This is a genomic window from Haloferax prahovense DSM 18310 (assembly GCF_000336815.1).
GTDB lineage: Archaea > Halobacteriota > Halobacteria > Halobacteriales > Haloferacaceae > Haloferax > Haloferax prahovense.
In genome coordinates this window covers 19540-46362 of sequence record NZ_AOLG01000031.1, presented here as the reverse complement: position 1 = coordinate 46362, position 26823 = coordinate 19540, and the positions used below count along the sequence as shown (strand labels likewise).

General features: G+C 56.3%; 22 protein-coding genes, 1 pseudogene and 1 CRISPR repeat array (1 of these 24 only partly in view). Of the genes and pseudogenes, 13 read left to right on the top strand and 10 right to left on the bottom strand.

Features of this window, described 5'->3' with window-relative positions:
- A CRISPR array of direct repeats spans positions 1–2385; the repeat unit is 30 nt; unit sequence GTTCGAGACGCACCCTCGTGGGATTGAAAG; it reaches 2294 nt to the left of the window's first position.
- 134 nt (positions 2386–2519) lie between these two features.
- A pseudogene (locus tag C457_RS21160) lies at positions 2520–2627 on the top strand (IS5/IS1182 family transposase); the annotation flags it as partial.
- A gap of 318 nt (positions 2628–2945) precedes the next feature.
- On the opposite strand, the gene C457_RS10440 reads toward C457_RS21160, so the two are convergent.
- The 9 genes from C457_RS10440 to C457_RS10410 all read right to left on the bottom strand — a co-directional run bounded on the left by C457_RS10440 (position 2946) and on the right by C457_RS10410 (position 10155).
- Positions 2946–3392 carry a hypothetical protein gene (locus C457_RS10440; protein WP_049913505.1) on the bottom strand — a complete coding sequence of 149 codons (447 nt, stop codon included), beginning with the start codon at positions 3390–3392 and terminating at the stop codon, positions 2946–2948.
- The gene (locus C457_RS10435; protein ID WP_008094385.1) at positions 3389–3964 is read right to left on the bottom strand and encodes a DUF7342 family protein; all 576 of its coding nucleotides are present in this window, start codon (positions 3962–3964) and stop codon (positions 3389–3391) included. The genes C457_RS10440 and C457_RS10435 overlap by 4 nt, the downstream gene beginning before the upstream one ends.
- Before the next feature lie 981 nt (positions 3965–4945).
- Positions 4946–6229, bottom strand: a complete 1284-nt coding sequence (locus tag C457_RS10430) for an orc1/cdc6 family replication initiation protein (RefSeq protein ID WP_008094383.1) — start codon at positions 6227–6229, stop codon at positions 4946–4948.
- Between the two features lie 537 nt (positions 6230–6766).
- Positions 6767–6919 carry a DUF7837 family putative zinc-binding protein gene (locus C457_RS21225; RefSeq protein WP_439650168.1) on the bottom strand — a complete coding sequence of 51 codons (153 nt, stop codon included), beginning with the start codon at positions 6917–6919 and terminating at the stop codon, positions 6767–6769.
- A 143-nt stretch (positions 6920–7062) separates the two neighbouring features.
- Positions 7063–7494, bottom strand: coding sequence for a hypothetical protein (locus tag C457_RS10425; RefSeq protein ID WP_008094382.1), 432 nt, complete (start codon positions 7492–7494; stop codon positions 7063–7065).
- Positions 7494–8351, bottom strand: coding sequence for a ParA family protein (locus C457_RS10420; protein WP_008094379.1), 858 nt, complete (start codon positions 8349–8351; stop codon positions 7494–7496). The genes C457_RS10425 and C457_RS10420 overlap by 1 nt, the downstream gene beginning before the upstream one ends.
- A 675-nt stretch (positions 8352–9026) precedes the next feature.
- Complete coding sequence (locus C457_RS10415) at positions 9027–9347, bottom strand: hypothetical protein (protein ID WP_008094377.1); 321 nt, start codon at positions 9345–9347, stop codon at positions 9027–9029.
- 167 nt (positions 9348–9514) lie between these two features.
- Positions 9515–9667, bottom strand: coding sequence for a DUF7837 family putative zinc-binding protein (locus C457_RS21220; protein WP_449271577.1), 153 nt, complete (start codon positions 9665–9667; stop codon positions 9515–9517).
- 83 nt (positions 9668–9750) lie between these two features.
- Positions 9751–10155: an HVO_A0114 family putative DNA-binding protein gene (locus C457_RS10410; protein WP_008094376.1), complete on the bottom strand. Its 405-nt coding sequence runs from the start codon at positions 10153–10155 to the stop codon at positions 9751–9753.
- A 403-nt stretch (positions 10156–10558) separates the two neighbouring features.
- On the opposite strand from C457_RS10410, the gene C457_RS10405 reads away from it, so the two are divergent.
- The 12 genes from C457_RS10405 (at position 10559) to C457_RS10350 (ending at position 26256) form a co-directional block, all read left to right on the top strand.
- Positions 10559–10933, top strand: coding sequence for a MarR family transcriptional regulator (locus C457_RS10405; RefSeq protein WP_049913503.1), 375 nt, complete (start codon positions 10559–10561; stop codon positions 10931–10933).
- A 165-nt stretch (positions 10934–11098) separates the two neighbouring features.
- The gene (locus tag C457_RS10400) at positions 11099–11635 is read left to right on the top strand and encodes a DUF7437 domain-containing protein (RefSeq protein ID WP_049913502.1); all 537 of its coding nucleotides are present in this window, start codon (positions 11099–11101) and stop codon (positions 11633–11635) included.
- A complete protein-coding gene (locus tag C457_RS20330; RefSeq protein ID WP_008094373.1) occupies positions 11632–12159 on the top strand; it encodes a hypothetical protein in 528 nt (175 codons plus the stop codon). The genes C457_RS10400 and C457_RS20330 overlap by 4 nt, the downstream gene beginning before the upstream one ends.
- A 467-nt stretch (positions 12160–12626) precedes the next feature.
- Positions 12627–12875 carry a hypothetical protein gene (locus C457_RS10390; protein WP_008094372.1) on the top strand — a complete coding sequence of 83 codons (249 nt, stop codon included), beginning with the start codon at positions 12627–12629 and terminating at the stop codon, positions 12873–12875.
- A 4-nt stretch (positions 12876–12879) separates the two neighbouring features.
- Entirely contained in the window at positions 12880–13293 is a 414-nt protein-coding gene (locus C457_RS10385; protein WP_008094371.1) for a hypothetical protein, read from the top strand.
- A 29-nt stretch (positions 13294–13322) separates the two neighbouring features.
- Positions 13323–15059: a hypothetical protein gene (locus tag C457_RS10380; RefSeq protein WP_008094370.1), complete on the top strand. Its 1737-nt coding sequence runs from the start codon at positions 13323–13325 to the stop codon at positions 15057–15059.
- Positions 15056–15922, top strand: coding sequence for a hypothetical protein (locus tag C457_RS10375; RefSeq protein WP_008094369.1), 867 nt, complete (start codon positions 15056–15058; stop codon positions 15920–15922). Before C457_RS10380 ends, C457_RS10375 begins: the two co-directional genes overlap by 4 nt.
- Before the next feature lie 2 nt (positions 15923–15924).
- Positions 15925–16986 carry a hypothetical protein gene (locus C457_RS10370; RefSeq protein ID WP_008094368.1) on the top strand — a complete coding sequence of 354 codons (1062 nt, stop codon included), beginning with the start codon at positions 15925–15927 and terminating at the stop codon, positions 16984–16986.
- Between the two features lie 2 nt (positions 16987–16988).
- A complete protein-coding gene (locus tag C457_RS10365; protein ID WP_008094366.1) occupies positions 16989–18110 on the top strand; it encodes a hypothetical protein in 1122 nt (373 codons plus the stop codon).
- Positions 18103–20307 carry a VirB4 family type IV secretion system protein gene (locus C457_RS10360; protein WP_049913501.1) on the top strand — a complete coding sequence of 735 codons (2205 nt, stop codon included), beginning with the start codon at positions 18103–18105 and terminating at the stop codon, positions 20305–20307. Before C457_RS10365 ends, C457_RS10360 begins: the two co-directional genes overlap by 8 nt.
- Positions 20300–24742: a type IV secretory system conjugative DNA transfer family protein gene (locus C457_RS10355; RefSeq protein ID WP_008094362.1), complete on the top strand. Its 4443-nt coding sequence runs from the start codon at positions 20300–20302 to the stop codon at positions 24740–24742. Before C457_RS10360 ends, C457_RS10355 begins: the two co-directional genes overlap by 8 nt.
- A gap of 317 nt (positions 24743–25059) precedes the next feature.
- Positions 25060–26256: a phage NrS-1 polymerase family protein gene (locus C457_RS10350; RefSeq protein ID WP_008094360.1), complete on the top strand. Its 1197-nt coding sequence runs from the start codon at positions 25060–25062 to the stop codon at positions 26254–26256.
- Between the two features lie 175 nt (positions 26257–26431).
- Here C457_RS10350 and sugE read toward each other — a convergent pair whose 3' ends face one another.
- Positions 26432–26755: a quaternary ammonium compound efflux SMR transporter SugE gene (sugE, locus tag C457_RS19545; RefSeq protein ID WP_008094358.1), complete on the bottom strand. Its 324-nt coding sequence runs from the start codon at positions 26753–26755 to the stop codon at positions 26432–26434.
- Between the last annotated feature and the right edge of the window lie 68 nt (positions 26756–26823).

Sequence of the window (26823 nt, the reverse complement as noted above, 5' to 3'; positions counted from 1 at the left end):
TGAAAGGAGGAGTTCGCCGACAACGTCGCCGCCAAAGAGGGGTTCGAGACGCACCCTCGTGGGATTGAAAGTGGTCGGCCGCTGTCTCGGAGCCGTCGCTGACGAGGTTCGAGACGCACCCTCGTGGGATTGAAAGTGACAGAGTAGAAAGTATTAGAAAATGTCAGGGACTGTTCGAGACGCACCCTCGTGGGATTGAAAGAAGGCGTACGCCGCCGCGAACGACTACGACATCTCGTTCGAGACGCACCCTCGTGGGATTGAAAGAAGACGGCGCGCCAGCACCTGAACCAGCTCGTCCTCCAGTTCGAGACGCACCCTCGTGGGATTGAAAGGACGCGGCCGGTGCCCCGACGACCGAGTCGGAACTCGTTCGAGACGCACCCTCGTGGGATTGAAAGCATTCACGGCGGAAGGCGATGAGACCGCCCCAACGGTTCGAGACGCACCCTCGTGGGATTGAAAGCCCGAGTGAGTGTAGCGGACCATCTCGACGACGTGTTCGAGACGCACCCTCGTGGGATTGAAAGCTCACAAGTCGATCAACATCGTCATCGGGACGCGTGTTCGAGACGCACCCTCGTGGGATTGAAAGTGAAACGTCGCCCGCGGTGAGCGCCGAGAGGATATCCAGTTCGAGACGCACCCTCGTGGGATTGAAAGTCAATCCCCCACCGGTTCCCGTAGTTGCGAACCATCGTTCGAGACGCACCCTCGTGGGATTGAAAGACAGACGACCACGGGCGTGGGATTCGATGGCGAGAGTTCGAGACGCACCCTCGTGGGATTGAAAGCTAATCTCGTCGAGGGCGTCCTGAAACGCTTGGCTGTTCGAGACGCACCCTCGTGGGATTGAAAGTTCGAGAGCCCCGAGTCGGGAGTCGTGACATCGACCGTTCGAGACGCACCCTCGTGGGANGACGCACCCTCGTGGGATTGAAAGTTCGAGAGCCCCGAGTCGGGAGTCGTGACATCGACCGTTCGAGACGCACCCTCGTGGGATTGAAAGGACCTCCCGGCAGACATCGACCTCGGCGGGGCGACCGTTCGAGACGCACCCTCGTGGGATTGAAAGTTAGTCATGCTTCGGTCTCCACGAAGCCCGGTCGGGGTTCGAGACGCACCCTCGTGGGATTGAAAGATCCGACACCATACGACGTTTTCACTTTCATGTCCAGTTCGAGACGCACCCTCGTGGGATTGAAAGGCAGAGTCGAGGGCACTCACTGGGCCCGTGACGGTTCGAGACGCACCCTCGTGGGATTGAAAGGAACTCGAAACAGGTGACATCGTCCGCGAGGGCGCGTTCGAGACGCACCCTCGTGGGATTGAAAGCCCCGTTCGTAGACCTTCTGACAAACGTCGTCGAACGTTCGAGACGCACCCTCGTGGGATTGAAAGCACACATTTCACACATCGTGACTTACCAATGACTTGCGTTCGAGACGCACCCTCGTGGGATTGAAAGTTGCACCGTTTGGCCGACGATGCCCGGCGTGTCCGGTGTTCGAGACGCACCCTCGTGGGATTGAAAGGCGCTCGCCTCGACAAGCAGTACCGTGAGCAGCAGGGTTCGAGACGCACCCTCGTGGGATTGAAAGTTCCTGTTTCTCAGGACCGCGCAGTATCTGGCAGTCGTTCGAGACGCACCCTCGTGGGATTGAAAGACCTCGCCGCTGTCGTCGAGCGGGCCAACCGGTCGTTCGAGACGCACCCTCGTGGGATTGAAAGGACTACGGCGGCGGCCAGCACGCCATCACGCTCAAGTTCGAGACGCACCCTCGTGGGATTGAAAGCTCTCACGGAGGTTGGCCTATGAGTTTCTTTGAAAGCGTTCGAGACGCACCCTCGTGGGATTGAAAGTACCGATCACACACTGTATGGCTGGTGGACGTTTGTTCGAGACGCACCCTCGTGGGATTGAAAGATTTCGACGCCTCCGGCGTGTCTACGAGGACCGTCGTTCGAGACGCACCCTCGTGGGATTGAAAGACCTATCGGCGGCGGCTCTGCGTCGTCGCTGGATGTTCGAGACGCACCCTCGTGGGATTGAAAGATACGAGAACCCGAGACGAGACGCGAAGTTGCCGTGTTCGAGACGCACCCTCGTGGGATTGAAAGGCGGGTATGCAAGTGGCCTAAGCGAGGCGCAAGCCGGTTCGAGACGCACCCTCGTGGGATTGAAAGGCCAAAGCGACTCGATCGCGAGCTACATCGCCTACCCGTTCGAGACGCACCCTCGTGGGATTGAAAGGAAGAAGTCGCCGAGTACCGCGGCATCACCGACACCGTTCGAGACGCACCCTCGTGGGATTGAAAGGACGAACACGGCCTATCCCCGTTCTTCGCCGCCGAGTTCGAGACGCACCCTCGTGGGATTGAAAGTACGAAGGGGCGTACACACTCTCAGCCGTAGTGAAGGTTCGAGACGCACTTCCAGCCGGACCGTAGACGGGTTGAAGCGAATGAGTGAAAACGACACGGTTCAAGTGAGAGAGCTTCCAGCAGGACCGTAGACGGGTCGAAGCTGGGTTCTTGTCAAAGGCCGTGGTCTTGCCCAACCATCTTGCTTCGTACTTGGCCTTCGCCTTGTCGTCGCTATTACCAACTACGAACGAGGAGACTAGGAAGTACGATCACCACAGTGTGAGCAGAGTGGGTTGCACGTTCATTGCGATGACTGCGACTCAGCCGGGAAGTACGATCACCACAGTGTGAGCAGAGTTCTATGACACCTCTAATTCAACCCATGAATCACCAACAACTGCTGGTGCTTCCGAGAATTACCCACAGTCGAAGTAGGACGAGATCACCGGCCTGAAAGATACCCCCTTTGCCTGTAGAATAGCCTCGGGTTGATCGTCAAAAACCACACCCTCACATTTCCACCTAAGCGAGGCTATCAAGGCAATCTACTCGTTTGTACTGTAAACGTGAGGTTTCAATCAGCCTTCCCAGAATGCACGCTGCCTGGCTTCAATCTCGACAAGAGCCATTGAGAGGACATCGCGCCAATCGCTGGGATGCGGTGAATCATCTCCAGGTGTCGGTGCATCTGGACCGGGATGGATGTGGTCGCGAGCGTTGTGCTCCGACGGGTGCCGGTCCCATCGATGATCGAACGTCCCCTCAACGTGATCCTCGTGGTAATGGAGCGAGAAGTCGCCGTTCTCGAACCAGACAATCTCTACTCGAGCATTTTGAACACTCGGGGGGTAAAACCGCGTATCGTACACACAGACCAGCCGCTCAGGGGCGAATTCAGGTCGGTCGACTATCTGCGTGAACCGCTCGTCGGTAGCAAATCTATCTCGAATGACGTCCAAGCGGTCGAAATCAACTGGGGCACCTGAAACTGAATGGGACCCACTACTCTCATCCCACCCTGTCATACCGCCGTTCGCTGATCAGCAGCGTCACCCGACTCGGTTGCTAATGCCCGCTCAAGCAGATCAACCCGGTGGCGAGCGGTCTTCCACGCAGAAACGGCCTCCCAAACATCCTCTATCGATTGATCAGTAGTTGATGCGTGCTTTGAGAGAGAGACCGCTTCCGGCGACGCGACATCGAACTCCTCGGCCAACTCCTCTGCCCGTGCTGCTTCGTCTTTCAAGAAGTCAAGGAGCTCCGCCGTTGAGTATTCATCTTGGAGCGCTTGGACCCGTCGCCAGTTCAAGTATGATTGGTTGCGTACATACGTGGCCGGCGACTCGGTAACCTGCTTCACGATACCCATCTGTTCGAACCACTCAAGGTACTCTCTCGCGGCGTCGACGCCGTGGCCTGCGAGGTCAGCAACTTCGCTGGCGGTCGCTGGTTTGCTGAGCCCAAGCACAGCGTCAAAGAAGTCGTCTCGCGTCCGCTCTCCACGGACAAGTTCCTCTGGCGAGGTCAGGACGTCGAAATCTGGCGCTTTAGTTCGCTCCTCGGCATTGGCCTGTAGTTCAGAGCGCGGTTCTTCCATACTCACACCACGTGATTAACAGGAATAAAGCTTGCTAGCACGGATTATTCCGTCTACATGATTCGAGAGGCTGTATTAACCAACAGGCCGGCTAGATACGCCCAGTTGTTGGTTAACATAGTTGTCGATGTCTCATATCTGGTGTAGTGCTTTATTACAAGTACATCGAAAATGAGACATCTGGACGTTGAGATTGAGTAGCGTTAGTTCGCCACCCAAGACAGGATCTCGCCGCAGGAAGTAGGTTTGGGCAACGAACCATTTGGCACACTCAACCCGACGACTGACGTGTTCATCGAGGTCGAGATTGAAGACCCTCCCCCCCCGTCATCGATGTGTAAAACCGTGAGATGGGAGTGGGGGGAAGAGACGTAATGAGGGTAAACCGAACGTAACAGCCGTATATCCGCACGAGAGGCTGTAACGGTCCAGAAATAACCTCTCTAGAACTTATGACTATTGTCTGACGAAGTTTTATGTATCTACCGAGTTAATCAAACCCGTAGTGGAGCTGAACTAAATGTTGAATAAGAGACACTCTATCTGGCCAAACAAGATCTGCTGGTTTGAATGACCGTTGTTTTGGTCCCTCTCTTCCCTGGTAACACTAGTGTTAGACGTTTTCTTCTTGATTGAGTCCGTTCGCTTTGTCGTCTCTACCCATCGTCTATCGGTGATTTACACATCGATTGCGGGGGGAGGGGGTTGCGTTATTGACTCGAGATAACTCGTCAAAGCCTTCCTCCCTCGTTTGGGCGAGCGATCTTCCTAATCAGTAGACTCTCACGAGAATGGCCTGCAGTATTGGCGACTTGAACTCCTCGTTCAGTAACACTAGACTGCCTTGATAGGTTTCGTACAACCAGTCACTCTGTCGATATCAGTTACACTTCGATGACGGGGGGAGGGGTTGGGAACTTACACATCGACGACGGGGGGTGTGTCTACACTCGTCCTCCACGAAAAGCGTCCACCTCAGCTCTAATGGAAGTCCTTCAGTTGTGCATTGACCACCGTTCGGAGGAGTTCCTCTTGCTCGGCAATACTCTCCAAACGAGTATCCTCCGTGATCCGCTTCATGATACCTGTAGGGTCACCCGTGAAGGTGAACTCCATGTACATCCCGCCACCGCGACCTCGACTCTTCCTTGACGTCGAAATCAATCCATACGTGGAAAGCTCTTTGACGTACTTGACGTACGTTTCCCGAGTCATCTGATCCGCATCGAGTTCATCCGTTACCCACTGATACACTTTGAATCCGACGGGGCTCGGAACGGAACTCCCTGAGCGCTTCGCGTAATGTGCGATGGCAGCAGTAGCATACAAGGAGATCTTTTTCTGTGTCGTGAGTCCCTCGACGAGCTTTAGTGAACGATCCTTGTCGATTTCTTCCTGTGACTCGCGGACATGGTGTTCCTCAACGCTATCGTCACTACGCTCATCGGCGAGGTCGCCAGCGCCACGGAACAGGTCGATGGCCTTCCGAGCATCGCCGTGACTTTGTGCTGCGAAAGCAGCGACGAGTGGAATCACATCATCGGAGAGCGCATCCGGTCGGAAGGCGTCGCGGCGGTTCTGGAGTATCTCGCGCAACTGGTTAGCATCGTAGTCCGGGAAGTATACGTCTCGGGGGTTGAACGAACTCTCGGCTCGGCCATCGATGTCCTCCATGAACTTCGGATCGTTCGTCAGCGCTGCGACGGATACCCGTCCCTCAATCTCGTTCGTGTTGCTGGCTCGCGAGAGCTGGTAGAGCAACTTCGAGTAGGCGGGTTCGTCGTTAGCACGGCGTCCAACTAGGAGGTCGATCTCATCGAGGATGAAGATGACCGAGTCGTAGTGGGTGTTGATAAGTTCGTAGAGACGTCGGTACTTCCGTTTAGTCGACACGCCAGTTTCGGGCACGCCCACTTCTGCGCCGACGTCTTTTGCGACTGTCTGGACGAGTTCGTAGACGGCTTGGTCGAGGGTATTGATCGGCTGGCAGTTGATATCGACAACCCCGAAGCTCTCACCCCTCGATTTGCAGAGATCGACGATCTGCTGCGTCACGGCGCCGATAATAAGTGATTTACCAGTACCGGCAGGGCCGTAGAGAAGCATATTTGGCGGCCGGTTTCCTTGGAGTGTTGGTTTCAAGAACGACACGACGGACTCGAGTTGGTCGTCGCGACCGACGATTCGCTCTTCGTCGATAATGGTGTCGGGCTCAACGAGGTCACGGTTGACGAAGACTGACCCGCCACCATCCTCGTTGAGCATATCTCGGATCGACTGTTGTGTGCTTCTCTCAGCCTCGCCTTCGGAAACTTCGGGGGGCGCGTTGTCGACAGTAGTGTCTTTCTGAGTGACCTTGGACGCGTCTTCTGTCTGTGATTGCGTTCTTTCATCTTCCAACGTAGATTGATCAGTACCACCCTGGTTGCTGCCGGCCATACTTCTGCTGTGTGTCGGAGGTGTTAAAAAGATTGACCTCCGTCGATGTATATATCTCCGCGTTGTTTGAGCTACCCCCCGAATTCGACATTCTGGATTTTATTGGGTGAGTACCGGTTACGAAGTATATTGTAGCGACCCACACCCCGTGTTCGAAGTGTAAAATCAGGCAGTTCGACTGAATTTGGATACTACTATGTTGTTGTCATTCAATTAATTTGTCAGCCACACCCCCCGTCATCGATGTGTAAACCGAACATCTCCTGCAGCCCTCGACTGGTACTCTCCTGCATATACGGCACCCCCCATCATCGATGTGTAAAAGTCGATTCCTGCGTACAGATATACAACAAAGAAAAAGGGTCACTCCGGTCGAACAACGTCATCACACGAGTAGCACTCCGCGAACACGCCGGTTGTACCATCTGCTTCTTCAAACTCAATCAGCAATTGATGCGGCGCAAGCTCGTCACCACAGTCAGGACACCGACCAAGTATCGTTGAATCAGTCGTCATGGGGGGAGTTGTGGAGACGTGTGTGACACAGATTGTCTCCAGTAGTAACCACGTGGTGTCACAGCAAAGATGTTTGGCCAAGTACCAACGTGGTGTCCACCCAAGGCCGTTTACTGAATCACGAGATACTACGTCTCAACAAGTCATCTCAGGTCGTATCCCCACTCACGGAGGACTTCTGCGATTAGCTCGGGGTTCCGCTGGGCAACAACCATCGCAGCCTCTCGGTAGTCTGATTTGTAGACCTTCTCATCCAGTAACTCTTCGAGTGTATCCTGAAGCTCGGCCTCGCCATCAATTACCTCTTCACGAAGAAAGTACGGAACCTGCTCGCGACCCTCATTTACCTTATCACGGCGGAGCTTGTACGGGAGTGAATCCATCGTCGGCCGCTGAGATTCGGATTTGTGGTCTAACTTATCTTTTGACTCCGTCTCGGTCTCTTCGGTGTCGATGGACAGGGGTTCAGTAGTGGTGTCGTCTACTGTTTCGTTGATCCCTTGTTCTTCAGGTTGCTCAACATCACCTTCAGAATCGTCGAGACCAGCATCTCGTGAGCCAGATTTGAGTCCCATCACGCAGTCACCTCGGGAGCTTCAAGCTCGGCTTGTTTCTCGAGATATCGGGCGAGTTCATCGAATTGGTCGAGTGTCTTGAGTTCGTAGTCACGCTTTCGGTCGCGATGTTCCTCCACGTATCTGTATGGGCTACACTGCTGTTTCCAGCACCCTTCCATCAGAGAGCCACGTTCCCCGATCACGACCGGGACAGGGAAGCCACTTTCACGAAGTTCTTCGAGAATCTCCCGCTGGTCACGTGTGTCTTTGTACCCGATAGGGAGGACTGACAGAACACCCACATCGACGTCGATGCTCTGTTCCAACCCGTCGACGAGGTCATCGAGTCCTTCAATCGACTCTTGGCCTTTTGCAGTCGCCTCAAACGGTATCACGACGTTTCTGACAGCAACTAGAGCGTTGTAGAGGATGGGACCTGCCTTACCAGCAGAGTCGACGATGATTACATCGTATTCATCTCGAACGTTCGCTTCACGGAGGACACGATGCAGTTGGTGGTACATACTGTAGGACTCACCGAAGTTCTCGGCCTGCTGTTTCTCGTTGAGGAGGAACTCATGGAGGTCCTCGAGCATGTTGTGCGAGGGAATTAGGTCGATCCCACTCTCGACTTCGATGGTGAGGTCGTGGAAACCACCTTTCGGACGGCCGACAAGATGTCGGACGAGGTTGTCGACTTCTGGGTCACCGCGATCGTAGTCAGGACCGAAGAAGTACGTGAGGCTCCCGTTTTGTGTATCCATATCGATTACGAGGACCTCGTGTCCTGCGCGTGCGTGACTCGCTGCGAGCGTCGCGGCAGTCGTCGTTTTGCCGACGCCGCCAGCCTCCGAGACGGGGGCATAAGTGAGCATTACGAGAGTATTCAGTAGACATGAATATAAATCTAGGTCAGACATTGTAGCGACATCACCCAGCTATATTGTATAGCTATAGTGTATGGCTATACCCATTGGTTTTGCTGACCATTGATGATCCGAACCATACTCTGTGGACTAAATCGGGAATTTCGGCCTTAAGAATACCTGACAGTAGAGATTAGCTGGTCACCTATACACCTATAGTGCCTGACTATACTCCCCATACTTCTTGACTGGGGGTTGACGAGTGGGTAGGCCAGACACCACTTTTGATATAGCTATAGCTCATGACTATACTATTTGGCTATACTGATTTCACAATCAATGCCACCCTGAATGGCGATCATAGACAAGAGCAGTTGCAGACTATAGTTGTATTTCCTACCTATACTCTTCAGTAATAGTCGCTCACTATCCTACAACACTGAGCAGTTCCATGCTCAAATGAGGATCCGGAGAAGATTATCAAGTGTGTGGTCGTGCGAGACCGGCGTCAAGAATAGGCGTACTTTCCAGCAGCACACGTCAATCGGCCAGATTAGAGGCATCAACGGAATAGCTCAGCAGTAGCATGCGAACTACAACTATACTTCATAACTATAGTATATATCTATATTTTAAAGTTATAGTAATAACTCACCTCACTGAGGAGACCTAACCAGAACCAACTCAGTTGTCGTTGACTGGGCCTTTATATTTGGATTTGATTTTGTCACCCTCTCGCCACTGCCAGTAGTAGTAGCGATTGTCGTTGATCTCTTTGATCGTAATCGTCGCCTTCGTGGGGACATCATCTGGAAGGTCGTCGGGCCGCTCTTTGAGTTCCCCTTCCGGTGTATCTTCCTCGAGACGAGCCGCGCGCTCCTTGTGTTCGGCCAACTCTTCGGCATAGCGGGCAACGTCTCGAAGACGGTTCGGTGATGATTCATTGAGGGCATTGACGACTTCGCTGGGGAGATTCGTCGGCGGCGTCGGTGGTTCGTAGGACATCGGCTGTTGACTCGTGTTAACCAACAACCGACGCTAATCAAAAATTTTGTTGGTTAAATTGATGACGCCGACTTCCTGCTTCGAGCTAGGTTACAACGTGATGCGACACATCGTCCAACATTCGGGCGCAAGCATAGACTTCCTCGTGGACAAGTAGCGCCAGTTCGTCACTCTGGGCGGACAACTTCGTCGCATGAATAGCACTCTGCGAACACGCCAGTTGAGCCATCGCTATCCTCAAACTCGATGATCGACTGGTATGCCTCAATCTCTTCGCCACAGTCAGGACATCGACCAAGTATCGTCGAATCACTCGTCATAGGGATTGTGGAGACGCATGTGATACTGTTGTAGATAGAGATGAAGCCACTTCACGAAGGAAGTAGAAAGTTGAGTAGGTTCTTCACCCTTGTGCAGCGACCTCGGTATCATCAGTCCCAACGCCAAGGTCGTACTCTACGTGGATATGGCTGTACCAGACGACCGGCCGCTTTGATCGGCCATCCTGCTCAAATTCGACAAGTCCGAGTTCTGCGAGGTCGTTGATCGCGGTCGAGACGTTCTTGATGTCACGCTCGACGAGCCGCGCGAGCTCGCGGAGACTCTTCGGTTCTTCGCGGGCAGTAGTCCGGATAAGTTCGAGATTTTTTTCGCTCAGAACACGTGCAAGTGCAGCCTCGTCTGGAAGTGAGACGCCAGTGTGGTCATCAGTCAGTTCACCAGCGTCGGCTTTCGCTGCGGCTTCGAGTGCACGGTCGAAGAACTCGTCGTTCGATTCGACGCGGACGGTGAGTGTGTTTTCGGTCATGGTTTGTGGTGGAGATGATTCCTACTGGTATTCCGGTGCGTTTCTACAGGCAGAACAGCCCAACCGTTCTGTGAAATTGAGTTCCGCTGCATCTTGAATCTCCCCGACAAGTTCGCAGGGAACTTTAGGCCAAGAAGTAGGTGTTCCCCCTGACAACGCCTATTGATGCGGATACTGTGCCGTCTCTGGCTTTCAACAGTCTCCTCGCTAGATAACTCGCCACTCTGCGGATACTCTGTCAGACACACCACTCTTGCCAGTAAAAACTAGTATCCCCCAACGACCTCAGATTCGTCGCACTTCTATTGGGAGAACGCGTCGATCGAGACCTTCCAGCGTCCAAAGAGTACTCTGGAACAACTACTCCGGCAAGTCTATTACTCTCCGTTACATTCTGTTACATATGCCCGTTGACTTCGAAAATTACCAGCCATCGGATCTTCCAGGACCGAATACGAATGGGCGGACCATTCTTCGCTTCCTCGCAGCGACTCCAGAAACAGGGTATCGAGCAGGTGAGATTGCTGAGGCGCTCGACATCCCACGAGGAAGTGTTGGGACGACGCTTAGCCGACTCCATAATCAGGGGTTTGTGCGTCATAAGGGCGAGTATTGGGCGATCAATCTCGACGCCTACGATGCACATACTGCGAGCTTGATTGGCTTGGCCGCCGTGAGCGAGCAGTTTGAGGGCGACTACTACGACGAGAATCCGGACTGGGATGCAAATCTCCCTGATCTCGATGAGTATGAAGATGCAGACACTAGTACAGAGTGAACCGCTCGGGGTCAAGTCCCGAGGGACTCGCCTTGTTTCCTCTGTAGAACAAGAATGGGGTGGTGCCGCAGCGAGCGACTGGCCTTCGGTGAGTGGCAAGTTAGTTTCGAGCTTTGGCCCTTCGCCGGAAGTCTTATCACGAATTATGGATAATTCGTAATTGAAATGGCGCAATCACCTCCCCGGTCAGGCCGCCCACCAATTCAGCAGCTTCAGACGGTGGCCGACCTCCTCGACACACCCACACTTGCTCGGCTGTATGCCCATATCTTACAACACGGACCGGTCACCGTGTCCGAGTTGGTCGGCAAACTCGATATTCCACAGGGAACTGCCTACGACTATATGCAGAACCTCGAAACAGCTGGGTTAGTAGAGAAAGTCTGTGAGCAGCGTCCGTACGAATACGATGCCGAGTCGATCGCACTTACGCTCTCGACAGACGGTGAAACCCAAACGATCACACCAGCACTTATCGCCGCTGTTGCCCGCCGCGACCAGGACGAGGACATCGACATCTACATCGAGCGACATGGTTTCGACGGCCTTGCTGTCGCCCTCGAGTACGCTTCCGAGTACGTCGACGGGACGGTCAACCATCGGATTGCGGCCCGGGAACTTGACCTTTCACCGCTTGAAGCCGAGATCATTCTCCAGGCGCTGGAACCAGTTGCCACTGAGTACGCCGATTCCGGTGCATGAAGACGGTGTATATCGCTGATACCGGTGTCTTCGTTCGGTGTGGTGGGCCAGACAAGGACAAGTTTCAACGGCTCCGTCGAGCACTCCAACAGGCTGGTGTCTCATTGCGTGTCCCCCAACGCGTCTACGAAGAACTCGGTGGCGATCCGGCAGCGGACGCGTATCCCTCGGGAAATATTCCCTATCCCGATGGATTCGAGGAGGGCTGGATCGTGGTTGCCGACGAACTTGACTACACCAACCCGCTTGTCTCGACGGTGATGGACGAAGCCCGCCGGTTTATCGCTAACGAGACTGGCCGTGACGAAGATATCACCGAGAAAGCGGACACGGCACTCGTGGGGCTTGCTGCTCAGGTACTCGATACAGAGCAGGCGGATCACGTCGTTCTCTTGACGACCGACAAACCGGCGGGTCGGGCGGCCGAAACACTCCTTCCTCAACATGGCTTCAGTGACCGTATCGAATTCCGATATATCAGCGTTGAGTATCTCGAGACGATCACGGCCAATGAATTTCGATAACACAGCAACGAGGTGAGGACCGATGAACGACGATCATCCTCCCGTTCCAAAACAACTCTCGCCGAAGCTTTGAGCATTACCCTAGAACAGGGGATGACGTCGCGGTGGTGACGACAGGAACTATTGACGCAACCCTCTCATTGGCTGGCGGTTCTCCGAGTGGGCCGCTGGTGACCATACTGATGATGACTAGACGGCAATCGTGTCCGACGACGTTTACCGAGAACTCACCTTCGAGGATCTCAACGCGTGCGTCTTCCCAGAGTACGCCTGCCAGTCAGGTTGGAACCAAGGACTCAAGCAGAATACGATACAAATCTATCTGCCTTCGAGATTCCTTTTGTGAACCTTACATCTGGTTTGGCATGCTCCCACACTTCATATCGGCCAGTAAATATATAATATTACGGAAATCTGATTGACATGTACGCACCGCAAGACAATCGGTGCGGAACGATACCGAACACATGATCTCCCGCTCAGTCACCGTCGAAGACATCGATGAGTTGTTCCTCAGGTGGAACGACCATCTCAACGCATCGGCCCTCTATCGGCAAGCCCTCCGCGACGAGATGCAACTTCGCGACGTTGAGCCGCACAAACTCCGCGCACAACTCTCCGAAGCGCGTGAGTTGGGCTACTCGCTCGATGAGATTGCAACCATGACGAGTCGCTACGCCGACCTCCAAGCGCTCGTGTACGACCACACCGAGTGACCTCATGTCTGACTCACACTCCTCGACTGACGCTCGCTCCGCCGACCAGCAACGGTCCTCCCAATCCATCCTTCGACACGTCGCGATTGGGAGCGTCCTGTTCACGATCGCTGCTGTTCAGCCAGTTGCCGCACAAGACAGCGTGGTCTGCAGCGCTGAGAAATTGCCGGGGATGGTCGAGGGCTTCTTCCAGATCACGACGACGCTCGGCTTCATTGGGTTGGCAGTCATCTGGCAGGCCGATTCCCTCGCTGAGATCTTCACCGCCAGCCCCGAACAGAAAAAGCGACTCAAAGTCCACAAGCGCGCAGCACTCAAATCCGCCCTCATCTTGGCGGTGCTCGGCCCGCTGTATACCGTTGTGGCGTCGATTATGGGCCTCCCACTTGGGGACTGTGTGAACCTCACTCCCTGGTAAGCGCCCCACCAATCCACCTTTGCCCTCCCATGGAGCATCGAGTGCCCTCCGTACTGGTAGCCGCGTTGCTCGTGTCGAGTTCCATTATCGGCCTCGCCACGGCACAGCCCCCGAGACCAGGGACTGAGACAAACGGCCTCACGGAAAGCGAGGCGGCGACGCTCTGGTCTCGTGATAGCGACCGCTACGTCAGCCAACAAGACTACCAGCAGCAGTACGGCGACGACCGAACGGCGCTCCACCAACTCGCCAACGGGACTGACATCACGTTCACGCGCCCGCCGGCAACAGCCGCGACGTGGACGCGCAACGACTTTGCTGATCTCGACGCCGGCGGGCCCGACACGTCGACCTACCCACCCCACGCGTCACTCGAAGATGGGACGTTCATCGATGATGCGCACGCGACGATTTTCGCGGTCACGCCATCGACGCGCGGCCATCTCGATGCAGGTGAGACACCGCTCTATATCGCTCCCAATGGGACGGTTCGCGGCCTCGTCGATTATCGTGTTCGCGTTCCAACCGGGAACGAAACGGGTAATCGGACTACCGACTGGGCACTCGTCTCCCACGAGATTGAGAACATCCGTCTGAAAATCGATGGCATTCCGGTCGCAACTGCGAGCGGCACTCACACGCCAGAATTACAGTATCAGACTACTCACTCGTGGAGCGCGAATCTCACGCTCGAAGCGAACATCTCAGTCCGGCTCAAGAAGACCGTCGAGACAACGGTTGGTGGCGAATCTAAGACGACAGTCAACTACCGGACGGAGACACGAACCGTCTCGGATACACTCGATACCGAAATTTACGACCTCGCAGCGTACCCCTACTACGCGCAGTACCCGAACGGGGATACTGGCGTCGCAATTTTCCAGTCCCGGCCGTGGCAGGGCTATACGCTCACCGATGAGGGAACCTCACGCGTTCGTGGTGTGTGGCGGTTCTACACCGCTCGGAACACGAATTGGGACACCCTCGTCACATCGACCGCGTCAACGACGACCACGGCACAGTCGGATGCGATTCCCGTCCGAGTTCACGCGTATCCCTCACAGATTGGCCCGCGAGCAGAGCCGGTTCGCGATGGCCCGGATATCATCGACATGTGGGGGGCTGACCGGGCGTCTCCCCGTGAGACGATCGGCGAGAACGTGACCGTTGAGGTCGTCAACGAGTCGTACACGCCCACGTACGGATTGGCCGTCCGCGCAGAGACCGTCGACCGGGAGGCGCTTCGGGTAGGCGGGATCGTTCGCGGGGTGAATGCCACGGTTGTCGACCCCCAAGTCGGGTCGGCGCGACAGCTTCGCGAGAGTAACCTCTCTGTTGAGCTCGTTTCGCAGACGACGTCGAACGCGACGCTCCGAGTCGAGTTGCGCGATAATCAGACGGGTGCGCCGATCGCGTCGAATGGGAGTGATCGACAGTACCCGATTGGCGGGTCGTCACACAGCGGCTACATCACCGTTGGTGACCAGCGCGTTGAGACCAACGGGAGTGGCGTCGCAATCGTCACGCTGGACGAGCCGGGGATCTACACCGCCCGCTACCACCCCGGCACGTGGCTTGGCCACGACCCGGCGTATGTGGGTGATACGGCGTCCGTTCGCTGGCACCCACTCGGGACTCTCGAGGGGTGGGTTGCATTCGTGGTCGAAGTCGGCTGGCAGGCGATTCCGTTCGTCGTGACGTTCTACGCCGGTCGCCGGCTCCTCCGCATGTTTGGCCCGACAGATAGCTACTACCGAAACCAATGATTCCAACCGATTCACGGATTGATAGACGTACCGTCCTCCGAACCTTCGGCGGGGCCGCCCTCGCCAGCGTTGCCGGCTGCCTTGATGGTAGCCGTAACTCGGGCACAACGACATCTGACCAGACGTCGGCGGCGACTGAGCGTGCAGGCCCACTTTCACGCATCGCTGTCGAGGGGCAAGCCATTGTTGTTGAGGTTGATGCTGACGCACTCGTCGAACAGGTGAACCTCATCCAACCGAATGGGGAACTGTTCGGGAAACGTGGGCTTGCCGCTGGTGCACGACAGGTTTCGTTCGAAATCGGAACTGCCTACGAGCCCGGTAAGTACCGTGTCGTCGCGCTAGATGGTGAGGGGACCGTTGCTGAGGGTTCACTTTCGATTCAACCGGACCTCAACATCGTCGAGATGGGGATTGGGAGCAATCAGCCAGAGCAGATGTGGAACTCTTCGGGTGACGAAGTTACTGATGAGGCGTTTGTGACTGTTGAGAACCGTGGAACGGGGCCAAACGCAGTCACGAAATTACTCTTCATCGGAGACGTTCCGTATCCCTCCGATGAAGAGGGGACGAACTACGCAGATGCAGATGGCGTGAGCGGTATCTACGGCCCAAAAGCAGATGATGAAATAGATGCTGTAACAGTCGCTCCCGGAGAGAAAATCACCCTGTACAGCTATCGGTCCCCATTCGCGTTCATTCGAGCTGAGGGAATCTCGTGCAAAAATGAACCCCAATCGGGAGAATTTGAAGTCGTTTTAGAAACGCGAGTTGACGCAAAGAAAATCTCTGAGACATACCAAGTCCAGTACTCTGGTTCAGACGAGTTCAACAACTGCGAGATTACGATTAGCGAGGCATAGCGATGGTTGATTTGATTGATATCGCCTTAGAGGGATTCAAGAAGATCGTTGCTTGGGTGACGTCTCTGTTCATGCAGGGCGTAAATCAGGGGTACGAGACGCTTTCTACCGAGATGTTCGGAACCCCGACTCCCGAAACTGATGGTGTGTTCGTTTTCGGGACACCAACGAATGGCGCGTGGCCGGCCATTCGAGATGCCCTTGTCGGTGGGGAGATTATGCTGATCTCGCTACTCCTGTTGTTGATGTGCGTTCAGGGGCGGCACACGGTGCGGATTTTCAATGTCGGGAGTGAATACAAAGCCAGACGCACAAAGAAGACTGCTTGGGTTGGGGCGTGTCTTATTATCTGTTGGTACTGGGTCAGTGCCCTCGGTCTCTACATTGTTGATGGGTTTACAATCGTCCTCCTGCCGAGCTTGAGTTCGCTAGGAGACGTCATGCTCAATTTTCTCCGTGAAACCGTGACCAACCCCGGCCTCAGCTTACTTTTCGCTGTTATGGGTGGTCTTTCGATGTGGGTGCTTGAAGCCCTCTACTACATTCGAGAGGTCTTGGTCCTCGTCTATGTGTACGGAATGCCCATCGCGTTTGCCATCGCCTATGGTAATCTCCCTGTTCTTTCTGACATCGCGATGGGGTTCTGTAAGCGGTTTGTCCCTCTTACAGTTCTCCCTCTCCCAGCAGCAGTCGTGTTCAAGGGATACGATTTGCTCTATTCTGAAGGCGTTCTCACGCCAGACAGCCCATTTCTGAAATATCTTGTAGCAACGTCACTTCCGCTAATCGCGCTCTATCTCACGTGGAAGACGTTCACGTACGCGACGCCCCTCACCGCGAAGGTGATTGGTGGTGCAACGCGAGGCGCAGCCCTAGTCGGCGGCGTCGCAGCCGGCGCGTACGTTGGTGGCGCTGGCGTCGCAACGACGGCCGCTCGTTGGGGGCCGAAAGCCGCCGCCGGCCAAGCACTCGCCCAGCGAGCAGCCGCACGGCGTGACTCGACTGATGACAGCGATGGACTGCCGTCGTACCGGCGGACCGAAAACGAACCTCGAACCCGCTAACCATGTCGACAGACCAAGACACAGCCGCTCGGCGCATCATGGACCAGTTCGGCGAAGCGAGTCGCATCCCCTACCTCAACATCGAAGAGGGTGACGTCGGCATCCTCATCGCTCTCCCCATCTGTGGGTTGCTCCTCGCCGGCCTCACGGGCATCGAATCACTCGCCGTCCCGCTTATCGCAAGCGGCCTCGGGATGGGCGCAGCCATCGTCTACGTCACTCCCGACCATCTGAACGCGTGGACGTGGACGAAAGACGCCTATCGCTACGTCAAACGGCCCCGGGTTACGCTGAGCGCGCCGGAGCACTCGGACAGCCAAGCGAACGAGACCGTGCGCAACGAGGGCGGGCTCGCGAACTACACGCCGTTTACTCCCGACGAGCGAACCCAAGACCTCACGAATATCGAGCGAGCGTGGCCTGGCGCCGGCGCGATTCAGCGGACTGACGGCGCGATGGAGGCGTTCATCGAAATCGACCCGGGGAACATGGACTTCGCGATGGCCGACGACTGGGCCCAACTCCAGGATGCCGGCGCCGAGTTCGCCAACAAAGAACTCGACTCGAAGCTCAAATTCCACGCAACAACCCGGTCATTCCCGGTCGAACAGATCACCGAGACGATCGAGGAGCGACTCACCGACGAAGACGTCACACAGAACCCGATCTTCCGTGAACTCCTCGAGGAGTATCGGGAGACGCGGCCCAAAGAAATGCGTGACCGCGGCATTCAGCAGGTCCGGTACTATATCGGCGTGGAAGTCTCGCCACTCGAAGTCTACGATCGATACCGCGACGAGGGAACGCCGGCTGAAAAGCTGACGCAGTTCCCCGTGATTGGCATTCTTTTCAACCCGTTTGTCACGCGGCGCGCGGACCTCTCCGATGTCGAACGGCGCGCTCAAATGTTCGAGAAGCTGGACGACCGGATCGCAGACGTCCGTTCCGAGTTCATCCAGCAGGCATCCGGCTGGTCTGCCCACCGACTCAGCACGGTCGAGTTGTTCGTCCTGAACATGAACTTCTGGAACGGCGAAGAACACGACTTCGAGACCGAAGCCGACGTGGTCCGCGAACAGCCGATTCTCGGTCGCTCACGCCGGGAGGAGGCGTTCGATGCGTAACCTCCCGTTGCAGGCGAGTCGTGATGTGCTTACCCAACTTTCCCAGTGGGCACAACAGCCGACATCCCCCGAAGGTGCAGCGCTCTATCTGGGGACTATCGTGGTGCTCGGCGTCGGCGGGACAGCCCTCTGGCAACGATATCGTACCGACGACGAGCCGGAAGTCGACTTTTCGGATGTCCTCGACGAAGAGACGCTTGAAGCGGGTGACGCGGAAGGTCAACTCCTCGACGACATCTCGGAGTCACACAAGACGGTGACAGCACCGGCGGCAATCGAATGGGAGACACGAGCTGCCCGTGTCGGTGAGCAATGGACGACGACGCTGTACATCGCTGATTACGCCGACTACCCGAATGACGGCTACTTGAGTGACCTCTTCGAGTTGACCGACGTCGAGTTTGACCTGACGGCGCACATCACGCCGAAGAACCAGCAACGCGCACGAAACGAACTACAGGATATTGCGGACGACCTGCAGGTCGACGCCGATTTAGAACAGAGCGTCCGGAGTGAGTACCTCCAAGAGCGGGCGAACGAGGCGGCGGCAACGTACAAGGCCGTCGAGAGCGGTGCGAGTGTGTTCGACCAAGGGCTGTTCGTCACCGTCCGCGCCGACGGCACGGACGACCTCCGAGATGCCGTCAGAGCAGTCAAAAGCGCGCTCCGTGACGAACCGGCGAACCTCACGCCGAAGACGGCTATCTGCCGGCAGGACCTCGCGCTCCAGTCCGCCGCCCCAATCGGCGACAACGTCTTCGGCCGTGAGTCGATTGCCCTCGGCGGTGCTGTGGGCTCGCTTCTGGCGTCGCCACACAACGCGACGATTCTCGAAGAAGGTGGCGTCGAGTTCGGGATCCACAAGGACAACCAGAGCCCGGTCGTCATCGACCCGTTCGCCCGCGATAACGGCTATGCGATGTTTACTGTCGGCGACACGGGCTCTGGCAAATCGTTCGGTGCGAAAGAGAACTTCATCCGGTCGATCGAACAGAGCAAGGACCGCATCGGCATCATTCTTGAACCGCTCAACAACTGGGCGGGCGTCTCCGAAGCGCTCGACGCCAAGCGCATTACCGTCGGTGGGACGCTCGGGTTGAATCCGCTCGAAATCCGCCAGACGCCCGAACACGTCCAGCGGGCAATGGGTGAGGACGCGAGCCCGTTCAACGAGAAGCTCGACGACGCGATGAGTTTCCTGACGAATTTCTTCGCTCTCCGCGGCATCTCACTTGGCGACCGCCGAACGACGCTCGAACTTGGACTCAGACACGCCTACGAGCGTCATGGCATTACTGATGATATCACGACCCACGGTAACCCTAGCCCGACGATTCGAGAGATGCTGGACGTCTTCGAAGAGATGGTCGACGACCCCGAGTCGTTCGTCGTCCGGTCGGATGCGGAAGCTGAGAAAATCAGCGATGATGCAACATGGTTGACCGACCAACTGCGGCCCTTCGAAGAAGCGGGCCGCTACGCGAATCTCGGGAAGGAATCGGAGTTCGACATCCGTGACGAGAAAGTCATCTATCTCGACCTCGCCCAGCAAGAAGGCAGCGTCGACAGCAGTACGGCGCTGACGATGCAGTTGCTCATCTCGCTCGTCTACGAGCGAGCGAAAGAGACGGACAAAGAGGTCGTGTTTGTCATCGACGAAGCGCGGTACATCATGCAGGACGCCGCGAGTCTGGCGTTCCTCGAAACGGTGTTCCGACACCATCGCCACCACGACCTCTCGATTCGCCTCGTTACCCAGACCGTCGACGAGTTCTTCGAGCACGCTGAAAGTGAGGCTATCCTCGACCAGTGTGCCGTCAAGCAGTTCCATCGCTTGGATGGGATGGACAAGGAATGGGCCGACGAGTTCGGCCTGAATCACGCCCAGATGCGGTATGTACAGGACGCGGTTCCCGGGAATGAAGACGCTGGTTTCTCCGAGGCACTCGTCGGCGTCGACGGCGAGTGGCGTGGTATCAGAGTCGAAGCGATGCCCAAGGAAACGGAGGTCATCGACTTCGACCCGACCGAGCAGCGCCGGGCGTCGCTGCCCGGTGCTGGTGAGACGGCAGTCTCACCCGAGATTGAGACCTTTCGGACGGAGTTAGCGCAGCAAGCAAACGGAGAGTCACAGGACATGCAGACTGATTCAACAGCAACTGACACCGACCAGCTTGGAGGTACCGACGATGCCTGAGCGTGAGTATCTTCGCGTGACGCCGACCTCGGAGGAACTCACGGCTCGTGGTATCCCGCAGACGCTCGAGAGTCTCCACAAACTGATCCCTGACAGTTCGGGGCTGTGGTCGAAACTCAACCCGTTTACATCCGCGACCCCACCGTGCTTCGAGTTCCTTGCGCTTAGCACGGGACAAGATGCGCCGGTTGAGTTCTACTATGGTGCTGACGACTATCTCGGAACACTCGAAGAGCGGCTTCGGTCGATCTATCCGAAGACGTTCGACATCGAGCGTGTCGAGGTGGACGTCGCGTCGAAGTTGATTCATCCGGTCGCATTGTCTCACGAGGAATTTGTCGAGCGGTACCAGCAGGGAGACCTCCAGTACGAGTTCACCGACGATGAACAGTACTTGACTGCAGATGGCAACGCGGACGTGACGCCTGACGGTGGCGGAAGCGCCGTACACGAGTCTGAGGGTTCACCGACGGACGTTGCTGACGACGTGGTCGGCAGAACGGCGGACGGACTGGTGTCGGTCGGAGAGACAGTTGTCGAACTCGAAACGACTGACACTCTCGCTGACGAGGTTTCGCCCACGTCGGTCGAGAAGCCGACGGTGGCCGCAGACGGGACGATTCTCGCCCGCCCCGCGGCCGACGCCGTCTCACCACGGGGCGTGCGGTGGTGTGGGTCGGCAGTTCGAAAGCAAGACTGGATGTCGTCGTTGACTCCGCTGACGGCGACGCCTGACGAGAGCACGCTGCCGGCGGTCGACGAGCCGGGGGCTGTGCTTGCGTCGCTGATCGACCATCTGAACGATGCACGCGAACCGCTCGCGTTCCAAGTCGTGTTTCAGCGCCGGGAGAGCTGGCAAGCGGATGCGGAACTCCGCAAAGAGGACTTGAATGATGGGCGGGATACGCTCTCGCAGAAGATCCTTGGCGACCTGCTTGACCCCGAACTAGAGTATGAGCGGCGGACTCGTGATGAGTTGAGTGACATCGTCGTCAAGCGACTTGATGCGATTGATGCGGTCAATCCCAAGCGCTCGTACACGACGAATATCCGGGCGATTGGCGTACCAACGAGTGAGGCTGGTCGCGATGCCCTTGATGACCGCCTGTCATCACTCGCGCCGGTCTTTGACCCACTCGACGGCCCGTTCTACGAGATCGAAGCGACGCGACTTCGAGATCGTGGCTTCCGACAATCGAAGAAAGAACAAAACGCGCGAGCAGCGCTCCAGCGACTCCTCTCGCGAGAGGTAACGACTGGACGTGGTAAGACCCGGCCGGAGTTGGTTCTCTGTGGCGCTGAGCTTGCGAACTTCGTGGTTGTCTCTTCGTCGGAACGATTGACAATGGAGGGTTCTCGTGGGACGCGTGCTGAGCAACAGAGCCGGAACCCGCTTGCCCGTCCGAATCCGGACCTCATGAGCGAGTTCCGTGAGGGCATGGCAATCGGCTACGCGCTTGATGAGACTGGTGAAGCGGAGAAGCAACCGACTCGAATACCTCCCGGACTGTTACCGACACACTATGGCCGGTTTGGGACGACTGGGGCCGGTAAGTCCAAGGCACAGATCAATGAACTCCTCTCACTCTACGAGACGACGACTGGGCCGTCGATTCTCATCGAACCGAAGGGCGACGGTATGGCGGAGAACTACATGCGTGCGCATGCTGCGCGTTTCGGCTTGGACGACCTCAGAGAGAATGTTATCTACTTCTCTCTCCCAGACGTCCTCCCCGGATTCTCGTTTTTCAATCTCGAGCCGTCGCTTGAAAACGGACTCCGGCGGGAAGACGCTGTCCAGCGCAAGGCCGACCACTACGAGGAAATTCTGAAACTCGTTATGGGGGTTGACCGCTACGAGCGGGCGACAGTCGCACCTGGGTTGATTAAGTCGCTGATCAAAGTGTTGTTCGATGAGACGCATGGTCGCGAAAACGGCCAGTATCGCGAGTCAGCGGACTACTTCGCTCATCGGCAGTTAGAGTATGTGCTTGATCAACTTTGGCAGGCAGGGCCACCCCAGCCAGATCTGAGTGCTGCCCCGCAATCGAGTGACGAGGCTGTCTCGCGGTCACTCCGACGACAGTTACAGGCAGACAAGACGACCTTCTCGAATGTGTTGGGTGGTGTTGGCAATCGTCTTTCAGTTATTTCGGATGACACACACCTGCGTCGAATCTTCAACAACACCGAGCCACGGTTTGATTTCCGCGATGTCATCGACGACGATACGGTGATTCTCTTTGATCTGGGTGATCTCCGTGAGGATGCTGCTCGCGTCATGACCGGTGTGATTCTGACCAACCTCGAGGACGCCCTGAAAGAAGAGAACCAGGATGTCGGTAAGCGGCCGGACGATTACGTGGTTAATCTCCTGATTGATGAGGCAGCGTCGGTTGCTGTTTCGGATGTCATGAATACACTACTCGAGCAAGGGCGGAGTTTCCGGCTGTCAGTCGGGCTCTCGATGCAGTTCCCCGAGCAAATGAAAGCGGAAGGGGGGCGGCGCGCCTATCTCAACGTCCTCAACAATATCGGGAGTCCGATTGTGGGGAAGATCAACGTTGACCGTGAACTCGCTAGGGCGATGGCTCACGAGGAAATGGACCCAACAGCGTTCGCGAACCGAATCCGGTCACTTCCGCGTGGTGAGTGGATTGCGAATCTTCCAAGTCCGATCTTCGGTGAGACTGGGCCGTATCCGTTCAGTCTCGCTCCGCTGCCGATTCCGGATGGGCATCCTGAGAGCGACCGTCCTCTTACCGAGAGTGAAGAGTCTCGGTTTAGTGAGACGCTCAGTCGGATGCAGGGCCGCGTTGACGAGACGTACGGCGTGACCACGACTGAGGCACCGGCGACAGAACTCTCCGACGAACTCAGTACCACGCTTGACATTACTGATGGGGAACTCGACACGGCTCTTGCGAAAGTCGTTCGAGCGGTGCAACTTCGGCTGTCCGAACGTGAGGCAAACGGCTGGGNCATTACTGATGGGGAACTCGACACGGCTCTTGCGAAAGTCGTTCGAGCGGTGCAACTTCGGCTGTCCGAACGTGAGGCAAACGGCTGGGTTTCAGTCGAAACCGTTGATGATGAGCTCCGCCGTCTGTGTGACGAATCTGGTGGTGATGCACCGACGTACGACGAACTATCGACGATTCGCCAGCGCTCTCGCTTCCTTGAAACGACGGTTCACCTCGACCAAGACGAACTCGTGATTCGTCTTACTGAAGCGGGCGAAGCGATTGCTCCCCCCGACACTGGGGCAGTCCAATCTGCTGGTAGTTCGAAGCATGACGCTGCTCTCGCACAAATCGAAGCAGAACTGACGACCCATGACTGTACAGTATCTGTCCTCAGCCAAGACGGGAGCGAGAAACCGGATGGGCGTGCGACGCACCCAGCGTTTGACGCTCTGTTTGCCATCGAGGTCGAGACGACAACGCCAGGGAAGCCTGCGAAAGTCCTCACGAACCTCCGCAAAGCACAGGAGGCGGGGGAAATCCCGATGTTTGTCGTTCGGGCTGGTGAGCCGGAACCCTACTGGGCAGAACGTGTCGAACAGGTGCTGTCGTCACCGCTTCGTGAACTCCAGTCAGGAGACACGCGGTTCTATACGACTGATACAACGATCTCGTTCAATGGTGGTGCGAGCGAGGAGGGGGGTCTGACGGCACTTCGACCCGTGTCGCCTGAGAGCGTACAGACAATCTGGTCACGAGTCGATGGGGATCTTGTTTTGGAAGACGGTGCTGGGGGTGAACTGCTTCGAGTTGAGTCATTAGACGAACTCTCGAAGAGCCGACTGCCTGCGGTTTACAGCTATGATTCGGTGGCCGATGAGTACGTCGTCTACGCGGAGGGCGAGCAGTATGTCTACGACTCGAAAGAGGCGTTTACTGCTGACTGGACTAAGCTCAAGCGGCCATTCGTCCCCGAAGATGAACTGCCGTATCCAGGATTCAGTAGTGAACAGTATCTTATCGTCATTCTTCGGAACGACGGTGACGCAGTAATTTATCGGGACGGCACAGTACGGCCCTTGAGTGACCTCTCGGAGCTGGATCTCGTCGCACAGCCAACCCAATCCAATACCGCAGCGGCCGAAAGAGCCGCAACCCCCACATCAGACGAGTCGGACGAGTCTCTGGTCGACGTATCGGAGCTTGCAGACGACCCTGATGCTGTTGTGGGCCGCTTCGCAGAGGAGTTCCTCCGTGAGACAGCCCACGGATCTGTCTCCTCTGAACGGGTTTACAACTGCTATCAGTCGTGGGTGACTGAACAGGGGCTTTCACCGGACTCAAAGCGGTGGTTCACACGCCGGCTGAGACAGCACGTTGAGTTCGATAGCACGGTCAAGAAAGACGGGAATGCCACAACTCGTCATTACGATGGGATCGCCCTCACTCAGGAGGAATTATCTAATGACTGATACTGGTCTGTCAGCGTTTGTCCCCGGTCAGACGAACAACAGCCGATTCAACAAGAAATCGGCCGAAGGAGTGTTCAGACGGATGGTTACGACAGGTTACGATAGTACCGCCCAGAGTTACGACAGCCGTTACGATAGAATTCGGATAATAGCGGGACTGAACGGCGTATCTTGGACAGATTCGGATTGTCGGTTACGACAGAATCCGACTAGTATAGACAGGGGGGACCCCGTCGGAACTGGGTATTGTCAAAGTGAGCAGACAATGCAGACGTATTTGGACTCTGAAATGACTGCGAGTCAGCGAGGAACAACGAATGTGTGATGAAATTGACCTCGATATAGACCAGCTGCCACCCGAACTTCGCGAGCGTGAGCAGTGGGTTTGCTGGCGGAGTGAGATGCGAGATGACAAAGCGACGAAGGTCCCAGTCAACCCTACGACTGGCGGCTTCGGTTCGGCCACTGATTCCGTGACATGGGCTGATCTCGATACTGCGGTTGCGGCCGTCGAGTCAGACGACGCTGATGGGATTGGGTTTGTGTTCACCGATGACGACCCGTTTGTCGGTGTGGATTTAGACGACTGTCGAGACCCTGAGACGGGTACGATTGACGACGACGCACAGGCGATAATCACACAGCTAGACTCCTACACGGAGGTGTCGCCATCGGGAACGGGTTTCCACATCCTCGTTGCGGGTGAACTTCCTGCAGGACGGAATCGCCGTGGGAGTGTCGAGTGCTACGGTACGGCGCGCTTCTTTACAGTAACCGGTGCCCACGTTGCGGGGACGCCGACAGAGATCACACATCGACAGGATGCACTTGTCGACGTCCATCGTGAATACGTCCAGCCCGATACTGAGTCAACAGCGGAGCCACCGAGTGCAACACCACCCGCAGCCACACGTGATGACGCGAGTGAGCCTGCCCTCAATGACGAGGTTGTGCTGACAAAAGCGAGGGAGGCAGCGAACGGTGGGAAGTTCGATCGACTGTGGCGAGGGCAGACAAGTGGGTATGAGAGCCACTCGGAGGCAGATATGGCACTCTGCTGTCTGCTCGCGTTCTGGACGGGCGGGAACCACCCACAGATGGACCGCCTCTTTCGGGACTCGGGGCTGTACCGCGAGAAATGGGACGAAGTCCACTATGCAGACGGGTCGACATACGGTAAGAAGACACTTGAGCGAGCAGTCCAGCAGACGTCGGAGTTCTACGACCCAGACACGCAGCCTCGTGAGGACCACGAAACTACGACGAAACAGAGTGTGGGACCGCAATCAACGCAGGACAAAGCGTATCTCGCCGAGAAGAACCGGGTGTTGACTGAGCGAGTTGAAACGCTCGAGGCAACCCTCGCGGAAAAACAGGCGTACATCGAGGAGTTGGAAGCGACTGTTGACCGGCTTGAGCAGCGTGTCGAGGCAGTAGCACCGCGTGACCAGGATGAAGATCCTGACACGGAATCTGCGTCAATGTGGGAGCGAACACGATCATGGTTGAAGTGAGACCGTGTCACCGCAACATGGGTTGATAGTGAGATACTTCTGCTGACGACGCGGCCCTGTTGAAACTCTCTCCTTCAGACGAGCAGTCCTGCGAAACAGCCGGCCAGTCAATGTGCGTGTGTACCGACAATTGTGTCTGGACAGGGTTCAGACGATGCAAGTGACAACTAGTGGTCTAGTGTCCACCCGAGACAGCGTGTAGACCGACGATACCGACGACGATCACGCCGATGAAGAGTATTCGGGGGAGAGCGGCTGGTTCATCAAAGAGAATAATTCCAAGCGTAGCTGTTCCAACGGCCCCGATACCTGTCCAGACAGCATATGCTGTCCCGATAGGGAGATCTTTGACGGCTTGTGCCAGGAGTACCATACTGATGATGAGAGCGACAACAGTACCGACTGTTGGCACTGGCTTTGAGAGTCCGTCCGAATATTCGAGCCCAATTGCCCAACCAATCTCAAACAGGCCTGCGAGTATGAGGATATACCACGACATGACGTCTCTGCTTCGCTGTCCAATCTGTCTATAGCTTCTGCTATCCATTGAACGAGACCGATTCAACT

Coding starts and splice junctions, on each gene's coding strand:
- C457_RS10440 (WP_049913505.1), bottom strand. CDS start 3,392: ATGACAGGGTGGGATGAGAGTAGTGGGTCCCATTCAGTTTCAGGTGCC.
- C457_RS10430 (WP_008094383.1), bottom strand. CDS start 6,229: ATGCTCAACGAGGATGGTGGCGGGTCAGTCTTCGTCAACCGTGACCTC.
- sugE (WP_008094358.1), bottom strand. CDS start 26,755: ATGTCGTGGTATATCCTCATACTCGCAGGCCTGTTTGAGATTGGTTGG.
- C457_RS10385 (WP_008094371.1), top strand. CDS start 12,880: ATGTCTGACTCACACTCCTCGACTGACGCTCGCTCCGCCGACCAGCAA.
- C457_RS10390 (WP_008094372.1), top strand. CDS start 12,627: ATGATCTCCCGCTCAGTCACCGTCGAAGACATCGATGAGTTGTTCCTC.
- C457_RS10375 (WP_008094369.1), top strand. CDS start 15,056: ATGATTCCAACCGATTCACGGATTGATAGACGTACCGTCCTCCGAACC.
- C457_RS10360 (WP_049913501.1), top strand. CDS start 18,103: ATGCGTAACCTCCCGTTGCAGGCGAGTCGTGATGTGCTTACCCAACTT.
- C457_RS10435 (WP_008094385.1), bottom strand. CDS start 3,964: ATGGAAGAACCGCGCTCTGAACTACAGGCCAATGCCGAGGAGCGAACT.
- C457_RS10400 (WP_049913502.1), top strand. CDS start 11,099: ATGGCGCAATCACCTCCCCGGTCAGGCCGCCCACCAATTCAGCAGCTT.
- C457_RS10350 (WP_008094360.1), top strand. CDS start 25,060: ATGTGTGATGAAATTGACCTCGATATAGACCAGCTGCCACCCGAACTT.
- C457_RS21225 (WP_439650168.1), bottom strand. CDS start 6,919: ATGACGACTGATTCAACGATACTTGGTCGGTGTCCTGACTGTGGTGAC.
- C457_RS10425 (WP_008094382.1), bottom strand. CDS start 7,494: ATGGGACTCAAATCTGGCTCACGAGATGCTGGTCTCGACGATTCTGAA.
- C457_RS21220 (WP_449271577.1), bottom strand. CDS start 9,667: ATGACGAGTGATTCGACGATACTTGGTCGATGTCCTGACTGTGGCGAA.
- C457_RS10415 (WP_008094377.1), bottom strand. CDS start 9,347: ATGTCCTACGAACCACCGACGCCGCCGACGAATCTCCCCAGCGAAGTC.
- C457_RS20330 (WP_008094373.1), top strand. CDS start 11,632: ATGAAGACGGTGTATATCGCTGATACCGGTGTCTTCGTTCGGTGTGGT.
- C457_RS10365 (WP_008094366.1), top strand. CDS start 16,989: ATGTCGACAGACCAAGACACAGCCGCTCGGCGCATCATGGACCAGTTC.
- C457_RS10410 (WP_008094376.1), bottom strand. CDS start 10,155: ATGACCGAAAACACACTCACCGTCCGCGTCGAATCGAACGACGAGTTC.
- C457_RS10370 (WP_008094368.1), top strand. CDS start 15,925: ATGGTTGATTTGATTGATATCGCCTTAGAGGGATTCAAGAAGATCGTT.
- C457_RS10380 (WP_008094370.1), top strand. CDS start 13,323: ATGGAGCATCGAGTGCCCTCCGTACTGGTAGCCGCGTTGCTCGTGTCG.
- C457_RS10405 (WP_049913503.1), top strand. CDS start 10,559: ATGCCCGTTGACTTCGAAAATTACCAGCCATCGGATCTTCCAGGACCG.
- C457_RS10420 (WP_008094379.1), bottom strand. CDS start 8,351: ATGCTCACTTATGCCCCCGTCTCGGAGGCTGGCGGCGTCGGCAAAACG.